Genomic DNA, 25,341 nt, shown 5'->3' with positions numbered 1-25,341 from the left:
GAGACCGACATGCTCGATTCCAAACTGTTACGTAGCAACCTTCAGGACGTAGCGGACCGCCTGGCATCCCGTGGCTTCAGCCTGGATGTTGCGCGCATCGAAGCGCTGGAAGAACAGCGCAAGACCGTCCAGACCCGCACCGAAGCACTGCAGGCTGAGCGTAATGCGCGTTCCAAATCCATCGGTCAGGCCAAGCAGCGCGGCGAAGACATCGCGCCATTGATGGCGGATGTCGAGCGTATGGCTGGCGAGTTGGCTTCCGGCAAAGTCGAGCTGGACGCGATCCAGACCGAGCTGGATTCGATCCTGTTGGGCATCCCGAACCTGCCGCACGAATCCGTGCCGATCGGCGAAGACGAAGACGGCAACGTCGAAGTCCGTCGCTGGGGCACACCAAAGGCTTTCGATTTCGAGATCAAGGACCACGTTGCCCTGGGCGAATTGACCGGTGGCCTGGATTTTGAAACAGCGGCCAAAATGTCCGGCGCACGCTTTGCCTTGCTGCGCGGCCCGATCGCGCGCATGCACCGTGCCCTGGCGCAGTTCATGATCAACCTGCACACCGGCGAACACGGCTACGAAGAGGCCTACACCCCGTACCTGGTTCAGGCTCCGGCGTTGATGGGCACCAGCCAGTTGCCGAAGTTCGAGGAAGACCTGTTCAAGATCAGCCGCGATGGCGAAGCCGATCTGTACCTGATCCCGACCGCCGAAGTGTCGCTGACCAACATCGTGGCTGGGGAAATCCTCGACGCCAAGCAACTGCCGATCAAGTTTGTTGCCCACTCGCCCTGCTTCCGCAGTGAAGCCGGTGCCTCGGGCCGCGACACCCGCGGCATGATTCGCCAGCACCAGTTCGACAAGGTCGAGATGGTGCAGGTGGTCGAGCCGTCGACCTCCATGGAAGCGCTGGAAGGCCTGACCGCCAACGCCGAACGCGTCCTGCAATTGCTGGAGCTGCCGTACCGCGTTCTGGCGCTGTGCACCGGCGACATGGGGTTCAGTGCCGTGAAGACCTACGACCTGGAAGTGTGGGTGCCGAGCCAGGACAAATACCGCGAGATTTCGTCGTGCTCCAACTGCGGTGATTTCCAGGCCCGTCGCATGCAGGCGCGTTTCCGCAACCCGGAAACCGGCAAGCCTGAGCTGGTGCACACCCTCAACGGTTCGGGCCTGGCGGTAGGCCGTACCCTGGTGGCCGTGCTGGAAAACTACCAGCAGGCCGACGGTTCGATCCGCGTGCCTGAGGTGCTCAAGCCGTACATGGCGGGCGTTGAGGTCATCGGCTAAATGGAATTTCTGCCGCTGTTTCATAACCTGCGCGGCAGTCGTGTGTTGGTCGTCGGTGGCGGGGAGATTGCCTTGCGCAAATCCCGGCTGCTGGCCGACGCCGGCGCGTTGTTGCGGGTGGTTGCTCCCCAGATTGAAGACCAGTTGCGTGAACTGGTGCAGGGCAGTGGCGGTGAACTGATTTTGCGCGGTTATCAGGAGGCTGACCTTGATGGCTGCACCCTGATCATCGCCGCGACCGACGACGAGCCGCTGAACGCGCAAGTATCCAGCGATGCCCGGCGTCGTTGCGTACCGGTGAATGTGGTGGACGCGCCGGCGCTGTGCAGCGTGATCTTCCCGGCGATTGTCGACCGTTCACCATTGGTGATCGCAGTGTCCAGCGGTGGCGATGCGCCGGTGCTGGCCCGCTTGATTCGCGCCAAGCTGGAAACCTGGATTCCATCGACTTACGGCCAATTGGCCGGGTTGGCCGCGCGGTTTCGTAGCCAGGTCAAAGGCTTGTTTCCGGATGTGCAGCAGCGTCGGGCGTTCTGGGAAGACGTGTTCCAGGGCCCGATTGCTGATCGGCAACTGGCCGGGCAGGGCGATGAAGCCGAGCGACTGCTGGTAGAGAAAATCAATGGCGCGCCGCCGCATGCGCCGGGCGAAGTCTACCTGGTGGGCGCTGGCCCGGGTGATCCCGACCTGCTGACCTTTCGCGCCTTGCGCTTGATGCAACAGGCCGATGTGGTGCTATACGACCGTTTGGTGGCGCCGGCGATTCTTGAGCTGTGCCGTCGCGATGCCGAGCGGGTGTATGTCGGCAAGCGTCGCGCCGACCACGCGGTGCCGCAAGACCAGATCAACCAGCAACTGGTTGACCTGGCCAAGCAGGGCAAGCGCGTGCTGCGTCTGAAAGGTGGCGATCCGTTTATCTTTGGTCGTGGTGGTGAAGAGATCGAAGAACTGGCGGCCCATGGCATCCCGTTCCAGGTGGTGCCGGGCATTACTGCGGCCAGTGGTTGTGCCGCGTATGCCGGTATTCCGCTGACTCATCGCGACTATGCGCAATCGGTTCGCTTCATTACCGGGCACTTGAAGGACGGGACTTCGGACCTGCCTTGGAGTGATCTGGTAGGACCTTCGCAGACCCTGGTGTTCTACATGGGCTTGATCGGGTTGCCGATCATCTGCGAACAGCTGATCCAGCATGGCCGTTCGGCAGATACGCCGGCGGCGTTGATCCAGCAGGGCACTACGTCCAACCAGCGGGTGTTTACCGGCACCCTGGCTGACCTGCCGCGCATGGTGGCGGAGCATGAAGTGCATGCGCCGACCCTGGTAATCGTGGGAGAAGTGGTGCAGTTGCGTGAGAAGCTGAAGTGGTTTGAAGGCGCTCAGTCCGAGGTCTGACACCAATCCTGTGGCGAGGGAGCTTGCTCCCGCTGGACTGCGCAGCAGTCCGCTCTTTTGGGGTCGCTTCGCAACCCAGCGGGAGCAAGCTCCCTCGCCACAGGGTGTTTTCAGCTCAAGATGCCTTTCCCGCTCAACCTCGCCCGATCATGCTCCGCCTCAAACCTCTGCAACGGCCCCTTCGGCACAATCCCCGTCGGATTAATCGTGCGGTGACTGGCGTAGTAGTGCCCCTTGATGTGGGCAAAATCCACCGTCTCGGCAATCCCCGGCCATTGATACAGTTCCCGTAGCCAATTCGACAGGTTCGGATAATCCGCAATCCGCCGCAGGTTGCATTTGAAGTGGCTGTAGTACACCGCATCAAACCGGATCGCCGTGGTGAAAAGCCTTACATCGGCTTCGGTCAGGTATTCCCCCGCCAAGTAACGATGCTCACCCAGATGCTGTTCAAGGTGATCCAGCTCGGCAAACACATCATCAAACGCCGCTTCATAGGCCTTCTGCGACGTAGCGAAACCTGCGCGGTACACGCCGTTGTTCACGGCGGGATAAATCCGCTCGTTCAGTGCGTCGATGGTTGAGCGCAGGGCCTCGGGATAGAAGTCCATCTGATTGCCGGTCAACGCATTAAACGCACTGTTGAACATGCGAATAATCTCTGCCGATTCGTTGCTGACAATGCGCTTGAGCTTCTTGTCCCACAACACCGGTACCGTCACGCGCCCGGTGTAGCTGGCAGTGTCAGCGGTGTAGCGCTGGTGCATGTAGGTGAAGTCGTCGAGCTTGTCGCCGCTGGAGCCATGGGTCTTGTCGAAGGTCCAGCCGTTTTCCAGCATCAGCCAGCTGACTACGGATACATCTATCAGGCTTTCAAGGCCTTTGAGCTTGCGCAGGATGAGTGTGCGGTGTGCCCAGGGGCAGGCAAGGGAAACGTACAGGTGATAGCGGCCGGCTTCGGCTTTGAAACCGCCTTCACCCGTTGGGCCGGGCTCGCCATCGGCGGTTACCCAGTTGCGGCGTTGCGCCTGTTCCCGTTGGAAGGCGCCGTCTGCGCTACTTTCGTACCACTGGTCATGCCAGCGTCCTTCGATCAGCAAACCCATGACTGACTCCTTGGCTAATAAGCGTTGGAGTGCAGTCTAAAGGTCTGGGTTCGAACAAAAAGCGCAAAGGCTGGGGGTTAATGATCGACTAAATCGATCTGTCCCGGGCGTCCCAGTACTGCTGGGCCAGTTCGAACGCCTGCTCCCGCGGGTGACCAAGGCCACGCAAGGCCAAGGCCATGGTGGCGATCAGTGCCAGTTGCGGGTAGCTGTCCTGCACGTCGCCGCGCCATAGCGCCTTCAGGTGCTCAGGCTCCAGGGCGGCAGGCTTGACGTGGCGCTGGGCGGAGAGGGCAGGCCACTCTTCATCCCAGCTTTCGCCGCCGGTGGTGCCGTACAGGTGGCTGATGGTGTCCGGGTTGATCTCGATCTCGCCGCCATCGCCCTTGACCACAATGGTGTTGTCGCCGAGCAGGCCGCTGGCATCGCGATGCACACCCTGGTAGCCCGGATGGAAGATGCTTTGCAGGCCGCAGCGGGCGCTCAACGGGTTGAGGATGCGCGCCAGTGAGTGGATCGGCGAACGCAGGCCCAGGGTGTTACGCAGGTCGATCATGCGCTGCAGTTGCGGCGCCCAATCTCCCAGGGGAATAAACGCCAGGTTGCCCTGTTCAAGGGCGGCCTCGACCTGTTGCCAATTGCGGCACAGCGGAATCTGCAAGCCTTCCAGCAACTGCTCGGTATAGAGCCGGCCCGCGGTATGCGCGCCGCCGCCGTGCATCAGGATGCGCACGCCGTTCTGCGCGAGGCACTTGGCTGCCAGCAGGTACCACGGCAGGTGGCGTTTCTTACCGGCGTAGGTAGGCCAGTCGACGTCCACGTTGAGCGACGGCGCATTCAAGCGCTCGCGCACGGCTTCGGTGAAACCCGCCAGCTCTTCCGGGCTTTCTTCCTTGTGCCGCAACAGCATCAGGAAGGCGCCGAGCTGGGTGTCTTCGACCTTCTCATCCAGCAGCATGCCCATCGCCTCACGAGCTTCCTCACGAGTGAGGTTGCGGGCGCCGCGCTTGCCTTTGCCGAGGATCCGCACGAACGGCGCAAACGGGTGTTCGGCGGGTGTTTCAGTGATCAACGGGGCAAAATCAGTCATAAGCAATTCGTCGGCCTGGGCAGGCCCGCCAGCTTGGCGGCGAGTTTGGCGGGAGTGCCTTTGAACAGTCGGTTGAGGTGCAGGCTGTTGCCCTTTTCCGGGCCCAGCTTCAAGGCGGTGTACTTGATCAGCGGGCGGGTGGCCGGCGACAGCTGGAATTCGCTGTAGAAGCCCCGCAGCAGCTCGAGGATTTCCCAGTGTTCCGGGGTCAGCTCCAGCTCTTCGGCGGTGGCGAGGGCGTTGGCCACGTCGCTGGACCAGTCGCTCAGGTCGGCGAGGTAGCCGTCCTTGTCCAGTTCCAGGGTGCGTTCGCCTACGGTCAGGGTGTTCATAGCCAGGTGTTGACCTTGTCGTAATCTATCGACAGCTGGACGAAGGCCGGGTAATCGACGCTGGCGGCCCAGTCAGGCACCGCAAGATTACGCGCCTGGCTGTCTTCGGCCAGCACAAACACCTTCAGGCCCTTGGCTTGAAGGGCCTGGCAGGGTGCGCTGGCGGGTTGCAAGGCATAGGCGCCGTCGCCGCACAGCAGGATTGCGTCCCGGGTGCCACAGAGGCGCAGGCAGCTGTCCAGCCGGCTATCGGTAAAAGGGGAGTGGGACACCACATGCAAAGTCGACATCAGAGGGTAATCACCTGGTCGTAACGGTCAATCATCTGTGAGATCTGTTCGCTGCTCAGCGGCTGTGCGCTACCGGAGGAGATCAGGCCGCGTACCGAGAGGCTATGGCTGCAGGCAAACACATCCTCAACCCCGAATAACTCCAGGGCCTGGAGGTTGGCGCTGAGGTCTTTCTGTTGCACGGCCTTGGCGTCCTGGCTCGCGGCCAGTTGAAACACGCCGTCATCCAGAAACAACAGGCCAATCGGCAAATCAAACGCGCCGCCCGCCAGCACGATATCCAGCGCTTCGCGGGCGCTGGGGCCGGACCACGGTGCCTGTCGGCTGATCACCAGCAAGGATTTCGACATGTCACGGGCCTCCGAAGCAGATCAAGCGGTCAGCGGCCTGGGCGGCGTCATGCAGTTGCCCAAGCCCGGACAGCGCCCAGGGCGCCTCCAAGTTCACCGCGCTGCGTTGATAGCGGGTGGCCTCTTCGGCATTCAATACCCCACGGCGCAGGGCCGCAGCGATGCACACCACGCCATCGAGCTGATGCTCGCTGACAAACTCGCGCCACTGGCGTGCGATGTCCTGCTCGTCCTGTGGCGCAACAATGTTATTGGACGCGCTGTAGACGCCATCCTGATAGAAAAACAGCCGCACAATCTCATGCCCGCCCGCCAGCGCTGCCTGGGCGAACAGCAAGGCACGGCGCGAGCAGGGCGCATGGGGGGCTTCGAAAAGCGCAATCGCAAACTTCATGGAACACTCTGAAGGCAAAACCTGTGGCAATGATAAAGCCGCAGGCAACAAAAAGCCCGCCGAAGCGGGCTTTTTGCATGTGGCTGCGATCAGTCGTCGCGGCCCATGATGCCGAAGATCTGCAACAGGCTGATAAACAGGTTGTAGATCGATACATACAGGCTGATGGTAGCCATGATGTAGTTACGCTCGCCACCCTGGATGATCGCGCTGGTCTGGAACAGGATGCAGGCCGAGGAGAACAGCACGAAACCGGCGCTGATCGCCAGTTGCAGGCCGCTGATCTGGAAGAACATGCCTGCCAGTACGGCGGCCAGCAACACGAAGAAACCGGCGGTGATGAAGCCACCCAGGAAGCTCATGTCCTTGCGGGAGATCAGCACGTAAGCCGACAAGCCGCCAAATACCAGGGCGGTCATGGCAAATGCCGAGCTGACCACTTCCGCGCCGCCGGCCATGCCGAGGTAACGGTTAAGGATCGGGCCGAGGATAAAGCCCATGAAACCGGTCAAGGCAAACGCCGACACCAGGCCCCAGGCCGAGTCGCGCAGCTTGTTGGTCAGGAAGAAAAGACCGTAGAAGCCGATCAGCACCACAAAGATGTTCGGGTAGCCGACGCGCATCTGCTGGGCGACGAAGGCCATCACGCCGCTGAACGCGAGGGTGAGAGCGAGCAAGCCGTACGTATTGCGCAGGACGCGGCTAACCTCTAGCTGCTCAGCCTGCGCGTTTCCATTCACTGCGTAATTCTGTTCGCGCATGGCGACACTCCTTCAGTTTTGAAACATTCAGTCGCAAGGATCATAACAGACGCTCTGTAACAAGCTATGGCGAGAGTTTGACAGTGTGTTTCATTCGGGTATTATGGCGCCCGCTGAGACAGGATGGGCTACGCTAATCCTGTGTTGCACAAGGGAAATTGGCAGAGTGGTTGAATGCACCGGTCTTGAAAACCGGCGAACGTTAATAGCGTTCCCAGGGTTCGAATCCCTGGTTTCCCGCCAAGATTGACTCAAGAGCCCCGCTATTGCGGGGCTTTTGCGTTTCTGGGGTTCAGGAATGGTGATAGTGAAACATCTAATCGTTTCCGCATCATTTCAGGCAGTTTCCGCAACTCCGCAAAACTGGAGCCCGGAAATCATGGCTGAAAGCAGCGACATGCACGGTACTGCGTGGCGGGCATAAGGTGTTTGAGTTAGGATCTCCGCGTTTTTCAAGGACGAGGCGCAATGAACAAACTCAAGGCCATAAATGCGGCCGCAAATCGCTTTTTCAGTCGATTTTCTCGTAGGCAGTTTTTCTTGGCTTTTGTCGTAGTCACCGCGGTCAACTACTGGCTGGCCTATAACGTCTCCGGCTATAAATCTGTCTATCTGGCCATGGTCGGAGGTTTTTTCTTCGGCATGATGTTCGCGAAATTCGAGCCCGATAAGTAGTCTTGAATCACGCTTTCAGCTTCACTGATTCGCCAGATCTGGATTTTCCAGTGCTAATTTGCCGAGTTACCCCCCGACACACATGGAGAGTGCTATGACCCGATACTTCAAAAGTCCAGACAGTGACCAGGTTGAAGAGGTCGATGCGTTTCAGGTTCTGGCAATATTGTTCCTGGGCCCCCTCTATCTTTGCTTCGCCGGCCTTTGGCGCCATTTGTTAATCTGGGTTATTGCTATAGGTTTGGGGGTGCTTGCAGGCCCACCTTGGGCAGCCATACCTATTGCCGGACTGCCAATCACCTACTGTTTCTTGATACGTAAAATTGTGGCAGCTGAGTATTTGAAGAAGGGCTGGGTAGAAGTGGCTGATCCAAAGCTTACCCTCGAGAAAGAAGTTTCAGACGCTTAGTCTCTCGCAGATTTCCACGCAAAAGCGCACCCCTTGCAGAATAAGACCTGTAGCTTGGTGGGTAGCTAGGAGCTCTGGAAAACCGGCGAACGTTAATAGCGTTCCGAGGGTTCGAATCCCTGCTTTCCCGCCAAGATTGACTCAAGAGCCCCGCTATTGCGGGGCTTTTGCGTTTCTGGCATTCGGCAAAGCTGGCAGCCTGACGGCTGATCGTCTCCGCATCATTTCAGGCCGTTTCCGCAACTCGTTGCAAGCGGGGTCAGCGGGTCGGTTTCCCTATCTCACCGATTCACCAATTGACCGCTTTTCCGTGTGTCCCAGCAGTTGACTCGCATCGCCCAGGTCCATGCACCCTACGGCTGGACAACCGTGGCATGCGTGCGCCAAACCGTATCGGAGGAGGGTGAATACTCGGCGGCGTATCGTATTGATTACATTATGTATCAACTGAAATGCGCATGGACGCCATTATCGAAAACGTTGCACCCAAATATAGTGCGCCAAATATTCTGTCGCCAGCGGCTACTGCCACGCTTCGCTCGCCGGATTCATCGGTAATGCGGGTGGCAATACCGGTCTGTTATTGCGTATCTAAGGTGTCTTTCATGATTCAAAGCATTGTTAAAGCTGCTTGCTTGACCACGTTTATAGTCGCGAGCGCTGTTGCGCCATTAGTCCAGGCACAACCACTGCCACTGGGAAGTACCGGGGCTTTACACAATGAAGATGTGGAATGGCGTAGCTTTCCAGCCTTCCCGAAAGAGGTGAAGTTGTCTGTTCTGGTTGGAGATCCGAGTAAACCAGCACCCTACGTCGTGCGGGTTAAAGTCCCGAACGGCACCAAATTAATGCCTCATACGCACCCCGAAGATCGTATATACACCGTGATGTCGGGTGTGTTTTATATTGGCTTTGGTACTGTTTTTGATTCGACCAAGCTGGTTGCCTATGGCCCTGGCAGCGTAGTCGTACTTCCGGCCAATACTCCACATTTCCATTGGGCCAAGTCGGGAGAATATATCTCTCAAGTTTATGGGACAGGCCCGCTGGGCCTTGAATATATCGATAGCCATGACGACCCGAGGAACTCGTCGAAGTAAGAAAGCTTACTGGCTTTGCATTGCACATCTTTTTAAGAAGAATGCGGCTCGACTGATGGGCATGCCGAGCTACGCGGTACCCGGTTGATCCATCAACCGGGCAAGCTCGTCTGTTTAGAAGATATTCAACGGATACTCGGTAATCAGCCGCGTCTGCACCAAATGCCCCCCGGTGGACGCATCGCCATCGTGCCAGGCTTCTCGCAGGCGGAAGGACAGTTTCTTGGCCGGACCACTCTGTACGACGTATTTCACTTCGGCGTCGGTTTCGTGTTCCTGGTCGTTGGCACCATAGAACCCGGTGTAGGCCGAATTGCCGGGCGTATGCGTTCCGTCGATGCCGGAACCGCGGATATGACGGGCCATGAAGCTCAGGCCGGGGGCGCCAAAGGTGCTCATGTCCAGGTCGTAACGCATCTGCCAGGACTTCTCGCCCGGGCCGTTGAAGTCGGAGTACTGCACCGAGTCAGCCAGGTTGATCGAGTTGCCATAGCGGCCCGCGCCGACACCGGCATTGGTCTCCCCAAAACCGACATAGTCGAACGGCTCGTCACCATGCACCTTTTGCCCGGCCAGGGTGAAGGTCTGTGCACCCAGGGTGTAGGCCGCCGCCAGCGAGGCTGCGGTGGTGTCGATGGTCCCGGCCTTGGCGCTGCCGTCGTCCAATGTGCGATAGAGGTTGAAGTCCACCGCGACGGATTGGTCAGCGGTCAGTGGATGAACCAGGTTCAAGTTGACGTAGTACTGATTCCAGACGTCTTCCAGGTGCGCCCCGTACAGCGACGCAGTGAATTCCTTGCTGAACTGGTACTTGCCCCCCGCGAAGCTGGCCGACGGCGCACTCACACCTGCATAGCTGGCGAGAATGTCGCCGCTGCGCGACGTGGTGGTGGTACCCGTGCCGGAGGTGTAATGGCCGGCTTCCAGGTTCAGGCCGGTGATTTCATGACTGTCGATCTGGAAGCCCGATGCGGTCTGTGGCATCAGGTAGTTATCGGCAGTGGCGAACACGGGCGAGGTGGGCTGCAAGTCGCCGACCTTGAGGGTGGTGTTGGAAATACGCAACTTGATGTCTCCGCCGGCCTTGGCGAGGCCATGGTCCGGGTTGCCATTGGCGTCGGATGGAATGTTCGGGCCGCCGGCACGGTCGGTGTTCCCGTCGATGCGCAGCGCCAGGTCGGCAAACGCATCGATGCCGATGCCGACGGTGCCTTGGGTAAAGCCCGAGCTGTAGGTCGCCATCAGCGCCTGGCTCCAGTCACGGGTATGGCTGCCGTTGCCGTTCTGGTTCCAGAACAGGTTGCGGTTGAAGATATTCAAACTGCTGTCGGCGACAAAACCCTTCGAGTCGGACTGATCGCTTGCATAGCTCATGGCCGGCAAGGCAAATGCCAGTGCCACTGCCAAGGTATTGAGCTGAAGTAGCGGTTGACGTTTTTTCATTATTTTTGCTCCTGTGCACGAGTTCGTGTTGGAGCATTAAGGCGACAGCCCAGGCCATCAACAAATGAAACTGGATGAATGTTTTGATATCCCCTTTGCTGAATCCCGGGCAATTAAAAGCCCGCGATGGGAGCGGGCTTAAAGGTATTCACGCTCGTACAATCTTTCCCGCCTTCACCTCATCCGCATAGCCGCTGAGCTTTGCCTGCTGGGCCGCGAGCAATGCGCCCATCTTCATCAGGGCGATCGCTTCATCTGGTGAGTTGGCGACCCCGGCGATAGTGGCCAGCTCATTCACCGACCAGGCGATCACGGCCATTGCATCCTCGAGGTCGTAGAACAGCTCCTGCTGTGCGGTCCTTGGGCCGTCGAGCTTTTCTATCAGTGTTGCCATTTACCCGTGCTCCCTTCAGTGCCGTCAGGTTAAACATCGTCGGGCCAATCCTCCTGCAAGCCGGAAGACACGGCAATCGCGATTTTCTCTTGAATACCGTTATTGGGACTTTCCAGGCGAGAGTCAGGGGCGTCCACTCTCGCCCCAGCGTGTGTAAAAGCGCTTTCTCGAACCCTTGCTAATCTTTCTGAAGGTTTCACCGCAAGGATCGTCCATGCAGCGCTGTATCTCAGGAGAGAACCCATGAGTGCCAAGGACATACCTGAAGGGCAAGTGGTCCAAGGCTACGTCACCTTTGTCGGGAGTGAGGCATCGTGGGCCACAGGGCAATTCATGAGCTTCAGCTATAGCGTCAATGGTCAGCATTTTCACAAGTCTCTCAATGAGACGGTTGACGCTTGGTCAACAGCAACGCTTCGTAAAGCCACCGACGGCCTGCAGGTAGGCGACCGCGTGTCGGTCTGGTGCTCTCTCACCGACCCGGGCGTGTGCTGTATCGGCGAAAAGCCCGCCGAAAAACCACGGATCTTGCGCTTGATGGAGACTCTGGGATCGTTAGGGCCGTTATGAAATTGAGCCCCACCGTTCGTCCACCACCCGGCACTTCCCAACCCCGCACCGTTTCTCATGTTCAAGCACGGACACCCCGTGCTGCAGAACGGAGAGCCAGCATGGAAATTGACGAGAAGGCCCCAGGGAATCAATCCCAGCAGGGCGTAACGCGCGGTACAGACAATGAAACCGGTCATGAACCTCGGCGGGACCACGCCGAGGCGCCTCTACCCCCGGACGACGACGCCCCTTTGGAAGAGGACATGTCTGACGTAGACGCCGCCGATTCTGTCGCGAGTGAACACCCCGACAACTGATGTCCCAGACAAGCCCGACCCCAGTGTCGGGCTCTGCTGTCGTCAACATTCCTGCCGCCCCCACCGCACTTTTTCCCATTCTTCCGATCTATCTCTGTCCCGACCACACTAATTCCCGCGTGGACAGCAGACCCAGACCTGGTGCCGATGGATCGCACGTTACTTGTTTTTATCACCCGATGGATGCGCCAGCCGCTGTTGCTGGCGGCGGTTTTGATGCTGTGCGCCAACGGTTGCAGCCAGCAACAGGGGCGTGATATTGCCAAGCAGTTCAGCAACGGCAAGCCCGATGAATTCTTCCAGACCAGCGTCGATCGTATGGCCACCCTGGGCATGCGCGACAATCTGCAAAGCCTGTATTTGCTGATGAGCAAGCTCTACCTGCGCAACCCCAACCAATGGCGTCAATCGGGTTACACGGACGCTGTAACCGCCGCCCGGCAAATCCGTCAGGCCATCGAACTTCGCCAGCCGCTGCCCGCCCTTGGGGATCGCCGTGACCTGGTGGCGCTGAGTTACTCCTTGAGCCCGGAGTTTCGCGGCGATCGGGCGGGCGCCTTTATCTACGCGATTGGCAGCATGCTCGTGACTGCACACGGCGGGCGCACCGAGTTCTATATAACGGACTCGATCAACCCACAGTTCGTCAGCAATGCCGCGCGTAACATCGAGAAGGCAACCTGGCTGCTCAGCCAGCGCCAGGATGCCAATGGCTCGCTGTTGCTGTTCTCCAACGAGATCTCGGAGGCGGGCAGCAACCTCAGTTTCGCGGTCGAGTTCGGCAAGATCGTCGCGCGTCTCGACCTGTTGACCCAGATGCTCGACGAACGCTATCGACGCATTGGCCTCAACTACGCGCAGAGCCTGTTGCTGATGAATTTCCTGCCGGTGCAGTAACGCGCCGCGTACTCAACGACGCCCGGTCCGTGTGCTCACATCCACCCACACCGCCAGCACCAGGATGCTGCCCTTGACGATCATCTGCCAATAACTGTCCACGTCGAGCATCGACATGCCGTTGTCCAGGCTGCTGATCACCAGTGCACCGAGCAAGGCGCCGTACACGGTGCCCGAGCCGCCGCGCATCGACGTGCCGCCGATGAAGCAGGCCGCGATGGCGTCCAGTTCGCCCATGTTGCCCGCCGACGGTGAACCGGCGGCCAGGCGTGCAGTGTTGACCAGCCCGGCGAGGGCGCACATCACGCCCATGATTCCGAAGATCCACAGCTTGACCGCCTGCACGTTGATCCCCGACAGGCGCGTGGCTTCCATGTTGCTGCCCACCGAGTAGATGCGGCGGCCGAACACGGTCTGGCTGGTGACGTAGCTGAACACGCCCAGCAGCACCAGCAGGAGCAGCACCGGCACGGGAATCCCGTCGTAGCTGTTGAGGGTGTAGACGAAGCCGGCCAGTACGAAACCGATCAGCACCACGCGCACGCTGTCGCGCAGCATCGACGGCAGCGCCAGCCCGTGCAGGGCGCGGTTGTGGCGTTGGCGCCAGGTCAGGAATACCGCCAGCCCGAACAGCAACACGCCAAGAATCACCCCCACCACCGTCGGCAGATAGCCCTGGCCGATGTACACCAACTCGGGCGATACCGGTGCAATCGTGGTGCCGCCGGTAATGCCCAGCAGCACCCCGCGAAACGCGAGCATGCCGCCCAGCCCGACGATGAACGAGGGGATGCGCAGGTACGCGGTCATGTAGCCGTTACCCAGGCCGATCAGCAAGCCGCAGAGAGCGACGATGGCCAGGTTGAGCGGCAGCGGAATGTGATAGACCACATCCAGGATCGCCGCGACGCCGCCGAGCAAACCGAGCATCGAGCCCACCGACAGGTCGATCTCGCCACTGATGATCACCAGCACCATGCCGCAGGCCAGGATGCCGGTGATGGACATCTGCCGCAGCAGGTTCGACAGGTTGCGCGGGGTCAGGAAACCGCCTTCGGTCTGCCAGCTGAAAAACACCCAGATCAGCACCACGGCGATCAGCAGGGCGAGCATTTTGTAGCGGGTGAAAAGCTGTTTGACCTGATTCATTTACGCGGACTTCCGATCATTATTATTGTCATGCCCGTTCGGTTGGCTGAGGGCGGCGGCGAGCACCTGTTCCTGGGTCAGGCCCTGGTTGATGAAGTCGCCGCGTAACTGGCCTTCGCCGATCACCAGCACCCGGTCGGATACGCCCAGCACCTCGGCCAGTTCCGAGGACACCATGATGATCGACACGCCTTCGGCCGCCAGCGCGCCCATCAGTTTGTAGATCTCATATTTGGCGCCCACGTCCACGCCACGGGTAGGTTCGTCGAGAATCAGCACCCGGGGTTGGGTCAGGAGCATTTTCGCCAATACGGCTTTCTGCTGGTTGCCGCCGGAGAGGCTGGTGATCGGCAGGAACGGGTTGGCGGTCTTCAGGTGCATGCGTTTGATTTCCTGCTCGACGCTGCCCAGTTCTGCCTCGGCGTCGATACGCGTCAGGTGCGAGAAGCTGTCCAGCACCGCCAGGGTAATGTTTTGCCCCACGCCCAAATCCGGGACGATGCCCTGGCGCTTGCGGTCTTCCGGGACCATGCACAACCCCGCGCGAATCGACTTCAGCGGCGTGCGGGTATCGATGGGTTTGCCCTCCAGCCACACCTCGCCTTCATAGCGCCCGGGATAACTGCCGAACAGCGCCGACACCAACTCCGTGCGGCCCGCGCCCACCAGCCCGGCGATGCCGAGGATCTCGCCCCGGCGCAGGCTGAACGAGACATCGTCCACGCGCTTGCGGCCCGGGTTGTCGACGTCATAGCAGGTGATGTTGCGCGCCTCGAACAGCACCTCGCCCACCGTGTGAGGTTCGGTGGGGTAGAGGTTGCTCATCTCACGGCCGACCATCTGGGTGATGATGCGCGACACGTCCATGTCGGCCATGGGAGTGGTCGCGATGTGTTTGCCGTCGCGGATCACCGCGATGGTGTCGCAGATGGCCGAGACTTCATCGAGCTTGTGGGAGATGTACACGCAGGCAACGCCTTTGGCCTTGAGGCCGCGGATGATGTCCAGCAGCACCTCGATTTCCGAGCGGGTGAGGGCCGAGGAGGGTTCATCCAGGATCAGCAGGCGCGCCTGCTTGTTCAGCGCCTTGGCGATTTCCACCAGTTGCTGATAGCCGCCGCCGTATTGCGAGACGGGCAGGGCGACGTTCATGTCCGGCACTTTCAGTTCGCGCATCAGGGCTTCGGCGCGGTGCATCATGGCGGGGTAGTTCATGCGCCCGCCGGGCAGTGTCAGCTCGTGGCCCATGAAGATGTTTTCGGCCACCGAGAGGTCGGGCACCAGGGTCAGTTCCTGGTGGATGATCACGATGCCGCAGGCTTCGGTTTCGGCGATGGAATGTGCGCGCAACGGTTGGCCATCCCAAAGGATTTCGCCGTCCCAGGTGCCATGGGGATACACCGCCGACAGCACTTTCATCAGGGTCGATTTGCCGGCGCCATTCTCGCCGCACAACCCCACGCATTCCCCGGGTTTTACCTTGATGTCGATGCCATTCAGGGCTTTGACGCCACCGAAGGTTTTGACGATGTTGTTCATTTCCAGCAAGTAGTCGGACATGGCGGGCACTCATTCCACAGCGAAAAGGCGGGGTGGCATGCAGGAGCGGCCTCAAGCCGCTCCTGCAGTGAGCCGTACGCTTACTGCCCGGCGATTTGCGCTTTGGTGTAGAACCCGTCTTCTTCCAGCACGTTGACGTTGTCTTTGGTCAACGCGGTCGGCTTGAGCAGGATGCTCGAGACCTGTTTGCTGCCGTTGTCGTATTGCGAGTTGTAGGCCGGTTTCTCGTCCCGCACCAGTTGCACCGAGAGCTTGGCCGCCTCTGACGCCAGCAGCTTCAGGGGCTTGTAGACGGTCATGGTCTGGGTGCCGGCGATCACGCGCTTGATCGCGGCGAGGTCGGCGTCCTGCCCGGAGACCGGCACCTTGCCCGCCAGTTTTTGTGCCGCCAGGGCCTGGATCGCGCCGCCGGCGGTGGCGTCGTTGGAGGCGACGATGCCGTCGATCTTGTTGCTGTTGGCGGTCAGGGCGTTTTCGACAATGCTCAGGGCTTCGGTGGGGTTCCATTCCTTGACCCATTGCTGGCCGACGATCTTGATGTCGCCCTTGTCGATGGCAGGCTGCAGCACTTTCATCTGACCCTGGCGCAGGATCTTCGCGTTGTTGTCGGTAGGGGCGCCGCCGAGCAGGAAGTAATTGCCTTTAGGCTGTGCGTTCAATACGCCCTGGGCCTGCATCTCGCCGACCTTTTCGTTATCGAAGGAGATGTAGGCGTCGATATCGGCGTTCAAAATCAGCCGGTCATAGGACAGCACTTTCACCCCGGCTTTCTTCGCTTCGGCCACCACGTTGTTCAGCACCGTGGCGTTGAACGGCACGATCACAATCACATCGACGCCCCGGGAGATCAGGTTTTCGATCTGCGAGATCTGCCGCTGCTCGTTGGCATCCGCCGACTGCACATAGACCTTGGCTCCCAGTTGCTCGGCGGCGGCGGTGAAGTAATCACGGTCGCGGGCCCAGCGCTCAAGGCGCAGGTCGTCGATGGAAAAGCCGATTTTCGGATGGGCTGCGTCAGCCATGACCGAGTTGGAAAGCAGTGCCAGAACGCTGGTGAATAAGACAGTTTTCAGGTGTTTCATGATGGTGAGTCCCTTTTATTGTTGTTTAGACGCACTTCTGGACCTGGAGCGTGTTGCACACGAAACGCTAGAGCGTAGCGGTCATGGGTAGATAAAGCGATTCACCACGCCTTCGAGCATCTCCTGGCGGCCGCTGACCGCTTGCGGGTTGAGTTGGTGGCTGAAGGCATGCTCGGCCAACGACTCCAGGCTGAAGTCGCCGCCGAGCACGGCGCGGCCGAACGACTTGTCCCAGCCGGCATAACGCTGGGCCTTGAACTGCTCAAGGGCATCGTTCTGCACCATGGCGGCTGCGCGTTCCAGGGACAGCGCCAGCACATCCATCGCGGCCACGTGGCCATGGAACAGGTCAACTTCGTCGAGGCTTTGACGACGCACCTTGGAGTCGAAGTTGTAGCCGCCGCCTTTGAAGCCACCGGCCTTGAGCACCTCGTAGGTCACCAGGGTCAGTTCCTCGACGCTGTTGGGAAACTGGTCAGTGTCCCAGCCGTTCTGCGGGTCGCCACGGTTGGCGTCGATGCTGCCGAAAATGCCCAGGGAAGCGGCGGTGGCGATTTCATGGTGGAAGCTGTGGCCGGCGAGGGTGGCGTGGTTGGCCTCGATGTTGACCTTGATCTCTTTCTCCAGGCCGAACTGGTGCAGGAAGCCAAATACGGTGGCGGTGTCGTAGTCGTACTGGTGCTTGGTCGGCTCCTGCGGCTTGGGCTCGATAAACAGCTCGCCGGTGAAGCCGATTTTGTATTTGTGCTCGACCACCATGCGCATGAAGCGCCCGAGTTGCTCGCGCTCGCGCTTGAGGTCGGTGTTGAGCAGCGTCTCGTAGCCTTCGCGGCCGCCCCACAGTACATAGCTGGAGCCCTTGAGGCGGTGAGTGGCGTTCATCGCGCTGAACACCTGGGCTGCCGCATAGGCGAACACTTCCGGGTTCGGATTACTGGCGGCACCGGCGGCAAAGCGCGGGTTGCTGAAGCAGTTGGCGGTGCCCCACAGCAGCTGGATGCCGGTCTGTTCCTGATGGTGTTCGAGCTGGTCGACCATCCGTGCAAAGTTGTCGCGGTATTCCGCCAGGCTTGCGCCTTCGGGGGCAACGTCGGTGTCGTGGAAGCTGTAGTAATCGATGCCCAGCTTGGAGAAAAACTCGAACGCCGCCTCGGCCTTGCCGCGCGCCACCTGCAGCGCTTCCCCCGGTTGCTGCCAGGGCCGCTGGAAGGTGCCGGAGCCGAACATGTCACTGCCAGGCCAGACGAACGTGTGCCAATAACACGCGGCCATCCGCAGGTGCTCGCGCATCGGTTTGCCGAGGATCAGCTTGTTCGCATCGTAGTGCCGGAAGGCCAGGGGAGAGGTGCTATCAGGGCCTTCGTAGAGGATTTTTTCGACAGCGGGAAAGTAGGGCATCGCCAGATCCTTGTTGTTATGAGTACACGTTAACCTTGCCTCGATACTAGCAACGGCCCCCGGCCAATCGATTATGAAAATCACCAGAGCGGGGTTCGATTTTGAGTGGCTTTGGGCGCATAGTTGGGCGATACCTCGCCAGGAGCCGCCCCTGTGAAAACTGTCCCGCCTGTGCACCGGATCGCCCTGCTGTTCAATGGCAATAAGATCTACGATCGCGGCATCATCACCGGGATCGGCAACTACCTGAGCAGCACGCGGGTGTCGTGGGATCTGTTTCTGGAGGAGGATTTTGTGTGCCGGCTCAAGGGCATCGAGCGTTGGCATGGCGACGGCATCATTGCCGACTTTGATGACCCGGCGATGGGCCCGGCGTTGGCGGGGGTGCATTTACCGGTGGTAGCGGTGGGCGGGTCTTACGAGGATGAACGGGCTTACCCCCGGCATATCCCGTACGTGGCCACCGACAATTTCGCCCTGATCAGGCTGGCCTATGAACACCTGATCGAAGCCGGGCTGACGCGCTTCGCCTGCTTTAGCCTGCCGGAAGCGGATATCAACCGCTGGGCCCAGGAGCGCGAAAAAGCCTTCCGCCGCCTGCTGGAGCGCGATGGTTTACCCGTGGAGGTGTATCGCGGGTTGGGTACCAGCGCGCCGCTGTGGGACTCGGCGGTGGAGCAACAGATCGCCTGGCTGCACAGCCTGCCCAAGCCCATCGGCATCATCGCGGTCAGCGACGCCCGCGCCCGGCAGTTGCTGCAAGCCTGCCTCACGGCGGGCATCCCGGTGCCGGAGCAAGTGGCACTGATCGGCATCGACAACGACCCGCTGACCCGCACCCTGACCCGCGTGCCGCTGAGCTCGGTGATCCAGGGCACCGAAAAAATGGGCCGCACCGCCGCGCGCCTGCTGCATCAGATGCTGCACGGCATGCCCTCGGCAGGCAGCCAGATCCTGGTGCCGCCGGAAGCCGTCAACGTACAGACCTCAAGCCTGCACCAACCCCTCGGCCATCCCTACGTGATGCAGGCGTTGCACTTCATTCGCCAGTACGCCTGCCAGGGCATCAAGACCGCCCAGGTCGCCAACTACGTCGGCGTGTCGCGCTCATCCCTGGAAGCGCATTTTCGCAGCGAACTGAACCGCAGCGTCCACGACGAAATCCTGCGCTTCAAACTCGCGGCGGCGGTGGCCAGCCTGGAAAATACCGGGGCGGGCATCGCGGATATCGCCTACGACTGCGGGTTCAAATCGGCGCAGTACCTGCACACGGTGTTCAAGCGCGAGTTCGGGTGTACGCCGAGGGAGTATCAAGTGGGGCAGCTTGAACGCGATTCGAGCGATGTCATTTCTTTGTCGCCTTGAGTCCCTATTTTGTCCTGAGCCTCGCTCCAGAACTTCAAGGGATTGAATCGTCTTATGCCGACTCTTACACGCAGGACACTGCTGCAAGCCGCCGCTATCGGATCCGCCTACACCCTGTTGCCCGACTCCATTCGCCAGGCCCTGGCGATCCCCGCCAACAACCGCACTGGCACCATCATGGACGTCGAGCATGTGGTGATCCTGATGCAGGAAAACCGCTCGTTCGATCACTACTTCGGCACCTTGCCCGGCGTGCGCGGGTTCAGTGACCGCTTCACCATTCCACTGCCGGGCGGGCACCGGGTGTGGGAGCAGCAGGGCGTGGGGCGGCGGATTTTGCCCTATCACCTGGACAGTTCCCGTGGCAACGCCCAGCGGGTCAGCGGCACGCCTCATTCCTGGGTGGACGAGCACGCCGCCTGGGGCAGTGGCCGGATGCATGCCTGGCCGACGTTCAAGACGCCCACCTCGATGGGCTACTACCGCGAGCAGGAAGTGCCGTTCCAGTTCGCCCTGGCCAACACCTTCACCTTGTGCGATGCCTACCATTGTTCGGTGCACGCCGGCACCAATCCCAACCGGCTGTTCCACTGGACCGGCACCAACGGCCCGACCGGTGCGAACGTCGCGGCGGTGGTCAACGAGTGGGACGGCCCCGGTGCGGTGAGCGTGGGCTACACCTGGAAAACCTACCCCGAACGCCTTGAAGAAGCGGGCGTGAGCTGGAAGGTTTATCAGTACTTGCCGGATAACTTTGGCGATAATCCTTTGGCCGGTTTTCGCCAGTTTCGTGCGGCCAGCGTTGCGGCTGGCAACCCCGCGGTGCCACCGAAGGACTTCAAGGACTTCGTGCCCTACAGCGACCCATTGAATGCCCGCGTGCCGCTGTACAAGGGCAACGGCAACACACTGCCGGCGGTCAGCGGCAGCGACCTGGAAGCGATCATCCAGGGCTTTCGCAAGGACGTGAACGACGGTCACCTGCCGCAGGTGAGCTGGCTGGTGGCCCCGGCCGATTACTCCGAACACCCCGGGCCTTCCAGCCCGGTGCAGGGTGGCTGGTTCACCCAGGAAATCCTCAAGGCGTTGACCGCCAACCCGGAGGTCTGGAGCAAGACCGTGTTGCTGGTCAACTACGATGAAAACGACGGTTTCTTCGACCACGTGCCGTCACCATCCGCACCGTCCAAACGGCTGGACGGCAGCTTTGCCGGCAAGTCCACGGTGAAGTTCGACAGCGAGATCTTCACCCATCCGGCGCCACCCGGTTCAACCGAGCAACCCGCGCCCGACGGTGGGGTATACGGGCCCGGTCCACGGGTGCCGATGCTGGTGCTGTCGCCGTGGAGCCGGGGCGGTTGGGTCAACTCCCAGGCGTTCGACCACACCTCTGTGCTGCAATTTCTGGAAAAGCGCTTCCACGTGCGCGAACCCAATATCAGCGCCTGGCGCCGGGCCGTATGCGGCGACCTCACGTCAGCCTTCAACTTCGTCAACCCCAACACCGAAACCCTGCCGCCGCTGCACACCATCAGCCGCCAGGCCGCCGACACCCTGCGCCAACGCCAGGAACAACTGCCCCAGGTCGCCGTGCCAACCGTGGGCCAGCAACAGGCACCGTTCCAGGCCCGCATGGCGCGGCCCTCCCGGGCGCTGCCGTACCAGTTGAATGTCGAGGGTTCAGTTGACCGTCGCGCCGGTTCCGTGAGCCTGGACTTCTTCAACCATGGCGAACAAGGGGTGGTGTTCCACGTCTACGACCGCCTGCACCTGGATGACATACCCCGGCGCTACACCGTGGAAGCCGGCAAGCACCTCAGCGACACCTGGCAAGTCGCAGGGGCCTACAAGCTCTGGCTGTTGGGGCCGAATGGCTTCCACCGTGCATTCAAGGGGAATCTGCTGCGACGTGAGCCCGAGTTATCCCTGGCCTATCACGGCGATACGTTGCTGCTGACCCTGGTCAACCCTGGTAAGCGCACCGCGTCGGTGACCATCGAGCGCTGCCCCTACACCAAACAAGGGCCCTGGTTGCTGGAGATTGCCGGCGGCAGCACCGTGCAGCGCACGTTCTCGTGCCAGCCGAACGGTGGTTGGTACGACTTCAAGTTGCGTGACGAACACGGTTGGGTGCGGCGGGTGGCGGGGCGGATTGAAACCGGCGCGCACAGTATCAGCGATCCGTTGATGGGTAAGCGTGGGTAAGGGCGATTTCGTAAGCCCTTTCCCTGTTTACTGTAGGATCAGGGCTTTCCCCCCCAGCAGCGCTTGAAACAAAAACCACTCGGCCATAGCCTCACGCTTTTCCTGAAACTGAGGCCCTGCAGTGGGTAAGCGAAAAACGGTTTGGCCCACGGAGCGGGAAGTTCGACTGCGCTTTATCCTGCTGGCAATCATTGAAACCGCCTGCCATCGAGGCGTTCCCATCGAGCGGCTGTTGCTCTCTTACATCCTGCTGCGCAACAAGCCGAGCCCGGAGCAGTTGTGGGGGGCAATCAGCGACACGTTGCTGCTCGACGAGATGCGCGGCTTTCGCTTTGAGCCCGGGTCGGAAGCCGATCAGTTGATGCGCAAACTGGGCGATGATGCTGATGCTGCAACGAAAGGGATTGGAGCCTGAACGGTTCCAATCCCTTTTTGGTTTACGGCTTGCCCGCCACCAGCTTCGGCGTGCGCGGCGGCACCAACCGCTTGCTCCCTGTCGACTCATACGCCGACGCCAATTGCAGCAGCGCCGAATCGTCATACGCACGGCCGGCAAAGGTCAGCCCCACCGGCATGCCGATATCCGCCATAACGCCCATGGGCACCGTCACGGTCGGCACACCGAGGTGGCGGATGGCGAGGTTGCCGTTGGCCACCCACACCCCGTTGCTCCAGGCGATATCCGCCGAGGCCGGATTCACATCCGCATCCGCCGGACCCACGTCGGCGACGGTGGGGAAGATCACGGCGTCCAGCCCCAGCGTGTCCATCCAGTCTTCAAGGTCGATGCGTCGTGTCTGTTCCAGGCCGCGCAGGCCGTCGGGCACGGTGCTGATCTTGTCCCACGGCGTGATGCCGCGCTCGGCCATGCGCACGTACTCGTCCATGCCGGCGGCCAGGTCGTCTTCGCGGTTGGGCAGGGTGCCGGGGTCGTGGGGGAAGATTTTCGGGCCGTCGACATCGGCCAGGCGGTTCAGCGTGGGGTCGTTGTTGGCGCGCAGGAAATCATCGAACGCCCAGGCCGACAGTTCCCACAATTCATCGTGGAGAAATTCCTTGGACACCAGGCCACGGGTAAACACTTTCGGCGCGCCGGGGCGGTCGCCTTCGCAATTGGAGACCAGCGGGAAATCCACTTCGACCACTTGAGCGCCTGCTGTTTCGAGGGCTTTGCGCGCGGCTTCCCAGAGGTCAATCACCGAGGCCCGGGTTTTGATTTGCTGGCCGGTGGGGCCGCCGATTCCCGGGTTGTCGCTGGTGCCGGCTTCGGGGTCGGCGTTGATGTACATGCGCGGCACGCCGAAGCGTTTGCCGGCGAGTGCATCGCCGGTCGCGGCCAGGGCGCCATAGGACTCTGGGCGTACCGAGGCCACGCCGGGGATCGGCACCCAGGGTTGCATCCGCCACAGGTCGCCGCGTGTGTCGGGGTCTTCTGCGACTACCACGTCGAGCACTTCAAGCAGGTCGGCCATGGTCCGGGCGTAGGGCACGACAACGTCCATGGTCGGGGTCAGCGGCCAGTTGCCGCGCACCGAGATCACCCCACGGGACGGGGTGTAGGCGCACAGGCCATTGTTGGAGGCCGGGCCGCGTCCGCTGGACCAGGTTTCTTCCGCCAGGCCAAATGCCGCGAAGCTCGCCGCGGTGGCGGTGCCGGCGCCGTTGGAGGAGCCCGAGGCGAACGGTGCGGTGAGGTAGTCGGCGTTGTACGGGCTCTCGGCCCGACCATACACGCCGCGCTGCATGCCGCCGTTGGCCATGGGCGGCATGTTGGTCTTGCCCAGGCAAATGGCGCCCGCTGCGCGCAGCCGCTCGATGGTGAACGCATCGCGGTAAGCGGTCAGGTTCGCGAACGCCGGGCTGCCGGAAGCGGCGGTGAGGCCCTTGACCAGATAACTGTCCTTGGCTGTATAGGGAATGCCGTCGAGCGGCCCCAGGGTTGTGCCGCTGGCCCGGCGAGCATCGGCTGCCCGGGCTTCCTCCAGCGCTTGCGGGTTGCGCACCACTACCGCGTTGAGGGCGGTGGGCGTGTTGGGCGCGTCGTAGGCGTCGATCCTGGCGAGGTAGGCCTCTACCAGCTCCACCGCCGTGGTCTGGCCGGACTCGAGCGCGGCGCGCAGTTGGGCAATGGAAACTTCGGTTACTTCGATCACGTGGTTATCGCCGGGTGCAGAAAAGGGGAGGGCTTGAGTGCTGACTCAATCCGTTCAGTGAAAGTAGCTTACTGATAGATTTTTCGTAGCGCCAGAGCATGGCATCCCTTACTGTGGCCCCTCAATTCCCTTATCGATAACGGTGCTGTTTATGTCTGATGAAGTGCGGCTTGTCGTCATCATCAATACCCAGCCTGGGCGGGGCGCGGACCAGTTGGCCGCGTTTGCCGGGCTCGCTCCGCTGGTGCGGGCCGAAGCGGGTTGCATCCAGTACGACCTGCATCCGGTGGAAGGCAACAGCGACAGTTTTGTGTTGATCGAGACGTGGGCGTCAAAGGCAGCGCTCAAGGATCACCACGCAGCGCCCCACATGCTGGAAGCCGCGAAGCACAACCCGACATTTCGTGCCGGCCCCTCCAACGTTCTGGTGCTGGAACCCGCCGTCCAGACGCTCTGACTTCAATCCGGTGGCTCAAGGGTTTATCATGGCCCCTTCATTTTTTGCTGCCCGGAAAGATTTCGATGTTGTTTACAAGGACTGTCATGGCGAGCGCACTGCTCGCCGTTCTGGCCACCCAGGCCCACGCGTCCAACCTGGACCTGACCTACGAGGCCCCCGTCCTCAGCGCTGTACCCCTCACGCCGCAGGCTGAGCCCAAGCCACGTTTCCCGGTCAAAAGCCTTGCGCCGGTGACCGTGGAAAACAGCTGCACCGGCCGCGAGTGCACCTACGAAGGCGACATCAGCCTGCCCCGTGAGGAGCAGACTGTGCGGCGCATTTCCATCGGTATTCAGTAAGCCCTGCGGGCGCCTCAGACAATCCCGTACCGAGGTGCCGGTTTGCCCGTCTGCGTGGCCGCAAACAACGCGCCGCGCGCGGCATCGTAGGTATCCCATAACCCGCCATCGGCCACCGACGGCCAGGTGATCGACTCGCCCTGGTCAAGCCCGGCCAATGCCGCGTCCACCAGATTTTCAGTGGTCATGACCGACTCTTTTTGCAGTGCGGAAAGCGGAATGCCCGACTCGTCCCAAATCTCGGTGGCGGTGGACGCCGGCAACACGATCTGCACCTTCACTCCGGTTTCTGCCAGCTCTGCCTGCAAGCCACGGCTGAACGCCAGGACATAGCTCTTGGTGCCGCTGTAGACGGAACTGACCGGCAGCGAGTGCACGCCCAATACCGACGCCACGTTGATGATCACACCTTCCTTACGCACCAGCATGCCGGGCAGCGCTGCGTGGGTCAGGCGGGTGAGGGCGGTGATGTTCAGGGCGATCTGGGTCATGGAGTCCTCGACCGAGGACTGTGCCAGCGGGTGCAGGCGGGCCAGGCCGGCGTTGTTCACCAGCACCTGAATCGCCGGGTTGCCGGCGAGCAGGCTTTCTACGCGGGCCAGGTCCGCGGGGTTGACCAGGTCGGCGCCGATCGTCTGCACCTGACGTCCGTGGGCCTGGGTGATCTTCGCCGCCAGGGCTTTCAAACGGTCTTCACGGCGGGCGACCAGGATCAAATCGTAGCCGCGAGCCGCCAGTCGGTCGGCATACACCGCACCAATACCGGAGGACGCGCCCGTGATGAGGGCAACTTTTGTGGAAGCGGGGGTCGACATGAACGGCTCCAATAGATGAGT

At 61.0% G+C, this 25,341-nt stretch carries 28 protein-coding genes and 1 tRNA gene; 14 read left to right on the top strand and 15 right to left on the bottom strand.

Annotation, left to right across the window (positions count from 1 at the left end; translation table 11 throughout):
- Window positions 1-9 precede the first annotated feature (9 nt).
- Together serS and cysG are read left to right on the top strand one after the other, a co-directional pair.
- Window positions 10-1,290 carry a serine--tRNA ligase gene (gene serS, locus MUM_RS0118500; RefSeq protein WP_010172477.1) on the top strand — a complete coding sequence of 427 codons (1,281 nt, stop codon included), beginning with the start codon at window positions 10-12 and terminating at the stop codon, window positions 1,288-1,290.
- Window positions 1,291-2,685 (top strand): siroheme synthase CysG, encoded by a 1,395-nt coding sequence (cysG, locus tag MUM_RS0118495; RefSeq protein WP_010172475.1) that lies wholly within the window; start codon window positions 1,291-1,293, stop codon window positions 2,683-2,685. It begins immediately after the preceding gene.
- 110 nt (window positions 2,686-2,795) lie between these two features.
- On the opposite strand, the gene MUM_RS0118490 is transcribed toward cysG, so the two are convergent.
- From MUM_RS0118490 to MUM_RS0118460, 7 genes are all read right to left on the bottom strand, one after another.
- The gene (locus tag MUM_RS0118490) at window positions 2,796-3,791 is read right to left on the bottom strand and encodes a glutathione S-transferase family protein (RefSeq protein ID WP_010172473.1); all 996 of its coding nucleotides are present in this window, start codon (window positions 3,789-3,791) and stop codon (window positions 2,796-2,798) included.
- Between the two features lie 88 nt (window positions 3,792-3,879).
- Entirely contained in the window at window positions 3,880-4,881 is a 1,002-nt protein-coding gene (locus MUM_RS0118485; protein ID WP_010172471.1) for a glycosyl transferase family protein, read from the bottom strand.
- The gene (locus MUM_RS0118480) at window positions 4,878-5,213 is read right to left on the bottom strand and encodes a TusE/DsrC/DsvC family sulfur relay protein (RefSeq protein WP_010172469.1); all 336 of its coding nucleotides are present in this window, start codon (window positions 5,211-5,213) and stop codon (window positions 4,878-4,880) included. The genes MUM_RS0118485 and MUM_RS0118480 overlap by 4 nt, the downstream gene beginning before the upstream one ends.
- Window positions 5,210-5,503 (bottom strand): sulfurtransferase complex subunit TusB, encoded by a 294-nt coding sequence (gene tusB, locus MUM_RS0118475; protein ID WP_010172468.1) that lies wholly within the window; start codon window positions 5,501-5,503, stop codon window positions 5,210-5,212. The genes MUM_RS0118480 and tusB overlap by 4 nt, the downstream gene beginning before the upstream one ends.
- Window positions 5,503-5,853 carry a sulfurtransferase complex subunit TusC gene (tusC, locus tag MUM_RS0118470; protein WP_010172465.1) on the bottom strand — a complete coding sequence of 117 codons (351 nt, stop codon included), beginning with the start codon at window positions 5,851-5,853 and terminating at the stop codon, window positions 5,503-5,505. The genes tusB and tusC overlap by 1 nt, the downstream gene beginning before the upstream one ends.
- A gap of 1 nt (window position 5,854) precedes the next feature.
- Window positions 5,855-6,247 (bottom strand): sulfurtransferase complex subunit TusD, encoded by a 393-nt coding sequence (tusD, locus tag MUM_RS0118465; RefSeq protein WP_010172463.1) that lies wholly within the window; start codon window positions 6,245-6,247, stop codon window positions 5,855-5,857.
- A gap of 89 nt (window positions 6,248-6,336) precedes the next feature.
- Window positions 6,337-7,008: a Bax inhibitor-1/YccA family protein gene (locus MUM_RS0118460; RefSeq protein ID WP_003219636.1), complete on the bottom strand. Its 672-nt coding sequence runs from the start codon at window positions 7,006-7,008 to the stop codon at window positions 6,337-6,339.
- 152 nt (window positions 7,009-7,160) lie between these two features.
- On the opposite strand from MUM_RS0118460, the gene MUM_RS0118455 reads away from it, so the two are divergent.
- The 4 genes from MUM_RS0118455 to MUM_RS1000000133365 all read left to right on the top strand — a co-directional run bounded on the left by MUM_RS0118455 (window position 7,161) and on the right by MUM_RS1000000133365 (window position 9,192).
- A tRNA-Ser gene (locus MUM_RS0118455) sits at window positions 7,161-7,251 on the top strand.
- Window positions 7,252-7,476: 225 nt separating this feature from the next.
- The gene (locus tag MUM_RS0118450; protein WP_010172460.1) at window positions 7,477-7,683 is read left to right on the top strand and encodes a hypothetical protein; all 207 of its coding nucleotides are present in this window, start codon (window positions 7,477-7,479) and stop codon (window positions 7,681-7,683) included.
- A gap of 94 nt (window positions 7,684-7,777) precedes the next feature.
- Window positions 7,778-8,092: a membrane protein gene (locus MUM_RS0118445; protein WP_010172458.1), complete on the top strand. Its 315-nt coding sequence runs from the start codon at window positions 7,778-7,780 to the stop codon at window positions 8,090-8,092.
- 458 nt (window positions 8,093-8,550) lie between these two features.
- On the top strand, window positions 8,551-9,192 hold the full coding sequence (locus MUM_RS1000000133365) for a cupin domain-containing protein (RefSeq protein WP_238535546.1): 642 nt from the start codon (window positions 8,551-8,553) through the stop codon (window positions 9,190-9,192).
- A gap of 114 nt (window positions 9,193-9,306) precedes the next feature.
- On the opposite strand, the gene MUM_RS0118440 is transcribed toward MUM_RS1000000133365, so the two are convergent.
- Together MUM_RS0118440 and MUM_RS0118435 are read right to left on the bottom strand one after the other, a co-directional pair.
- The gene (locus MUM_RS0118440; protein WP_010172455.1) at window positions 9,307-10,635 is read right to left on the bottom strand and encodes an OprD family porin; all 1,329 of its coding nucleotides are present in this window, start codon (window positions 10,633-10,635) and stop codon (window positions 9,307-9,309) included.
- Between the two features lie 148 nt (window positions 10,636-10,783).
- Entirely contained in the window at window positions 10,784-11,029 is a 246-nt protein-coding gene (locus tag MUM_RS0118435) for a hypothetical protein (protein WP_010172453.1), read from the bottom strand.
- Between the two features lie 243 nt (window positions 11,030-11,272).
- Between MUM_RS0118435 and MUM_RS0118430 the strand changes: the two genes are divergently transcribed.
- The 3 genes from MUM_RS0118430 (at window position 11,273) to MUM_RS0118420 (ending at window position 12,795) form a co-directional block, all read left to right on the top strand.
- Window positions 11,273-11,599 (top strand): DUF3592 domain-containing protein, encoded by a 327-nt coding sequence (locus MUM_RS0118430; protein ID WP_010172451.1) that lies wholly within the window; start codon window positions 11,273-11,275, stop codon window positions 11,597-11,599.
- 101 nt (window positions 11,600-11,700) lie between these two features.
- A complete protein-coding gene (locus MUM_RS1000000134780; RefSeq protein ID WP_010172449.1) occupies window positions 11,701-11,898 on the top strand; it encodes a hypothetical protein in 198 nt (65 codons plus the stop codon).
- Window positions 11,899-12,045: 147 nt separating this feature from the next.
- Window positions 12,046-12,795 (top strand): hypothetical protein, encoded by a 750-nt coding sequence (locus MUM_RS0118420; protein WP_029615988.1) that lies wholly within the window; start codon window positions 12,046-12,048, stop codon window positions 12,793-12,795.
- A 12-nt stretch (window positions 12,796-12,807) separates the two neighbouring features.
- Here MUM_RS0118420 and MUM_RS0118415 read toward each other — a convergent pair whose 3' ends face one another.
- The 4 genes from MUM_RS0118415 to xylA all read right to left on the bottom strand — a co-directional run bounded on the left by MUM_RS0118415 (window position 12,808) and on the right by xylA (window position 17,984).
- Window positions 12,808-13,944: a sugar ABC transporter permease gene (locus tag MUM_RS0118415; RefSeq protein ID WP_010172446.1), complete on the bottom strand. Its 1,137-nt coding sequence runs from the start codon at window positions 13,942-13,944 to the stop codon at window positions 12,808-12,810.
- On the bottom strand, window positions 13,945-15,504 hold the full coding sequence (gene xylG, locus MUM_RS0118410) for a D-xylose ABC transporter ATP-binding protein (RefSeq protein ID WP_010172444.1): 1,560 nt from the start codon (window positions 15,502-15,504) through the stop codon (window positions 13,945-13,947).
- A gap of 80 nt (window positions 15,505-15,584) precedes the next feature.
- A complete protein-coding gene (gene xylF / locus MUM_RS0118405; protein ID WP_010172442.1) occupies window positions 15,585-16,586 on the bottom strand; it encodes a D-xylose ABC transporter substrate-binding protein in 1,002 nt (333 codons plus the stop codon).
- 81 nt (window positions 16,587-16,667) lie between these two features.
- Window positions 16,668-17,984, bottom strand: a complete 1,317-nt coding sequence (gene xylA, locus MUM_RS0118400; RefSeq protein WP_010172440.1) for a xylose isomerase — start codon at window positions 17,982-17,984, stop codon at window positions 16,668-16,670.
- Between the two features lie 153 nt (window positions 17,985-18,137).
- On the opposite strand from xylA, the gene MUM_RS0118395 reads away from it, so the two are divergent.
- From MUM_RS0118395 to MUM_RS0118385, 3 genes are all read left to right on the top strand, one after another.
- The gene (locus MUM_RS0118395) at window positions 18,138-19,349 is read left to right on the top strand and encodes a XylR family transcriptional regulator (RefSeq protein WP_010172438.1); all 1,212 of its coding nucleotides are present in this window, start codon (window positions 18,138-18,140) and stop codon (window positions 19,347-19,349) included.
- Window positions 19,350-19,403: 54 nt separating this feature from the next.
- Entirely contained in the window at window positions 19,404-21,554 is a 2,151-nt protein-coding gene (locus MUM_RS0118390; protein WP_010172436.1) for a phosphocholine-specific phospholipase C, read from the top strand.
- Window positions 21,555-21,675: 121 nt separating this feature from the next.
- Complete coding sequence (locus MUM_RS0118385) at window positions 21,676-21,969, top strand: hypothetical protein (protein ID WP_010172434.1); 294 nt, start codon at window positions 21,676-21,678, stop codon at window positions 21,967-21,969.
- A 22-nt stretch (window positions 21,970-21,991) separates the two neighbouring features.
- Here MUM_RS0118385 and MUM_RS0118380 read toward each other — a convergent pair whose 3' ends face one another.
- The gene (locus tag MUM_RS0118380) at window positions 21,992-23,707 is read right to left on the bottom strand and encodes an amidase (protein WP_010172432.1); all 1,716 of its coding nucleotides are present in this window, start codon (window positions 23,705-23,707) and stop codon (window positions 21,992-21,994) included.
- Between the two features lie 151 nt (window positions 23,708-23,858).
- On the opposite strand from MUM_RS0118380, the gene MUM_RS0118375 reads away from it, so the two are divergent.
- Window positions 23,859-24,164 (top strand): putative quinol monooxygenase, encoded by a 306-nt coding sequence (locus MUM_RS0118375; protein WP_010172430.1) that lies wholly within the window; start codon window positions 23,859-23,861, stop codon window positions 24,162-24,164.
- An 86-nt stretch (window positions 24,165-24,250) separates the two neighbouring features.
- Window positions 24,251-24,505, top strand: coding sequence for a hypothetical protein (locus MUM_RS0118370; RefSeq protein WP_010172429.1), 255 nt, complete (start codon window positions 24,251-24,253; stop codon window positions 24,503-24,505).
- Window positions 24,506-24,519: 14 nt separating this feature from the next.
- Here the strand turns inward: MUM_RS0118370 and MUM_RS0118365 are convergent, their stop codons facing one another.
- On the bottom strand, window positions 24,520-25,320 hold the full coding sequence (locus MUM_RS0118365; protein ID WP_010172427.1) for an SDR family NAD(P)-dependent oxidoreductase: 801 nt from the start codon (window positions 25,318-25,320) through the stop codon (window positions 24,520-24,522).
- Between the last annotated feature and the right edge of the window lie 21 nt (window positions 25,321-25,341).

Origin of the sequence: Pseudomonas sp. PAMC 25886 (assembly GCF_000242655.1) — a bacterium.
In the GTDB taxonomy this organism is placed as follows: Bacteria; Pseudomonadota; Gammaproteobacteria; order Pseudomonadales; family Pseudomonadaceae; genus Aquipseudomonas.
Note: the sequence above shows the minus strand (reverse complement) of the source record. Positions and strands in the feature narration are given on the sequence as shown.

What these genes read in the sequence shown, in the direction of transcription:
- MUM_RS0118420 (WP_029615988.1), top strand. Translation starts at nt 12,046, where the DNA reads ATGGATCGCACGTTACTTGTTTTTATCACCCGATGGATGCGCCAGCCG.
- tusD (WP_010172463.1), bottom strand. Translation starts at nt 6,247, where the DNA reads ATGAAGTTTGCGATTGCGCTTTTCGAAGCCCCCCATGCGCCCTGCTCG.
- MUM_RS0118430 (WP_010172451.1), top strand. Translation starts at nt 11,273, where the DNA reads ATGAGTGCCAAGGACATACCTGAAGGGCAAGTGGTCCAAGGCTACGTC.
- MUM_RS0118415 (WP_010172446.1), bottom strand. Translation starts at nt 13,944, where the DNA reads ATGAATCAGGTCAAACAGCTTTTCACCCGCTACAAAATGCTCGCCCTG.
- MUM_RS0118460 (WP_003219636.1), bottom strand. Translation starts at nt 7,008, where the DNA reads ATGCGCGAACAGAATTACGCAGTGAATGGAAACGCGCAGGCTGAGCAG.
- MUM_RS1000000134780 (WP_010172449.1), top strand. Translation starts at nt 11,701, where the DNA reads ATGGAAATTGACGAGAAGGCCCCAGGGAATCAATCCCAGCAGGGCGTA.
- xylG (WP_010172444.1), bottom strand. Translation starts at nt 15,504, where the DNA reads ATGTCCGACTACTTGCTGGAAATGAACAACATCGTCAAAACCTTCGGT.
- tusB (WP_010172468.1), bottom strand. Translation starts at nt 5,503, where the DNA reads ATGTCGACTTTGCATGTGGTGTCCCACTCCCCTTTTACCGATAGCCGG.
- MUM_RS0118480 (WP_010172469.1), bottom strand. Translation starts at nt 5,213, where the DNA reads ATGAACACCCTGACCGTAGGCGAACGCACCCTGGAACTGGACAAGGAC.
- MUM_RS0118440 (WP_010172455.1), bottom strand. Translation starts at nt 10,635, where the DNA reads ATGAAAAAACGTCAACCGCTACTTCAGCTCAATACCTTGGCAGTGGCA.
- xylF (WP_010172442.1), bottom strand. Translation starts at nt 16,586, where the DNA reads ATGAAACACCTGAAAACTGTCTTATTCACCAGCGTTCTGGCACTGCTT.
- MUM_RS0118445 (WP_010172458.1), top strand. Translation starts at nt 7,778, where the DNA reads ATGACCCGATACTTCAAAAGTCCAGACAGTGACCAGGTTGAAGAGGTC.
- MUM_RS0118450 (WP_010172460.1), top strand. Translation starts at nt 7,477, where the DNA reads ATGAACAAACTCAAGGCCATAAATGCGGCCGCAAATCGCTTTTTCAGT.
- tusC (WP_010172465.1), bottom strand. Translation starts at nt 5,853, where the DNA reads ATGTCGAAATCCTTGCTGGTGATCAGCCGACAGGCACCGTGGTCCGGC.
- MUM_RS0118370 (WP_010172429.1), top strand. Translation starts at nt 24,251, where the DNA reads ATGGCGAGCGCACTGCTCGCCGTTCTGGCCACCCAGGCCCACGCGTCC.
- MUM_RS0118390 (WP_010172436.1), top strand. Translation starts at nt 19,404, where the DNA reads ATGCCGACTCTTACACGCAGGACACTGCTGCAAGCCGCCGCTATCGGA.
- serS (WP_010172477.1), top strand. Translation starts at nt 10, where the DNA reads ATGCTCGATTCCAAACTGTTACGTAGCAACCTTCAGGACGTAGCGGAC.
- MUM_RS0118435 (WP_010172453.1), bottom strand. Translation starts at nt 11,029, where the DNA reads ATGGCAACACTGATAGAAAAGCTCGACGGCCCAAGGACCGCACAGCAG.
- xylA (WP_010172440.1), bottom strand. Translation starts at nt 17,984, where the DNA reads ATGCCCTACTTTCCCGCTGTCGAAAAAATCCTCTACGAAGGCCCTGAT.
- MUM_RS1000000133365 (WP_238535546.1), top strand. Translation starts at nt 8,551, where the DNA reads ATGGACGCCATTATCGAAAACGTTGCACCCAAATATAGTGCGCCAAAT.
- MUM_RS0118375 (WP_010172430.1), top strand. Translation starts at nt 23,859, where the DNA reads ATGTCTGATGAAGTGCGGCTTGTCGTCATCATCAATACCCAGCCTGGG.
- cysG (WP_010172475.1), top strand. Translation starts at nt 1,291, where the DNA reads ATGGAATTTCTGCCGCTGTTTCATAACCTGCGCGGCAGTCGTGTGTTG.
- MUM_RS0118485 (WP_010172471.1), bottom strand. Translation starts at nt 4,881, where the DNA reads ATGACTGATTTTGCCCCGTTGATCACTGAAACACCCGCCGAACACCCG.
- MUM_RS0118490 (WP_010172473.1), bottom strand. Translation starts at nt 3,791, where the DNA reads ATGGGTTTGCTGATCGAAGGACGCTGGCATGACCAGTGGTACGAAAGT.
- MUM_RS0118365 (WP_010172427.1), bottom strand. Translation starts at nt 25,320, where the DNA reads ATGTCGACCCCCGCTTCCACAAAAGTTGCCCTCATCACGGGCGCGTCC.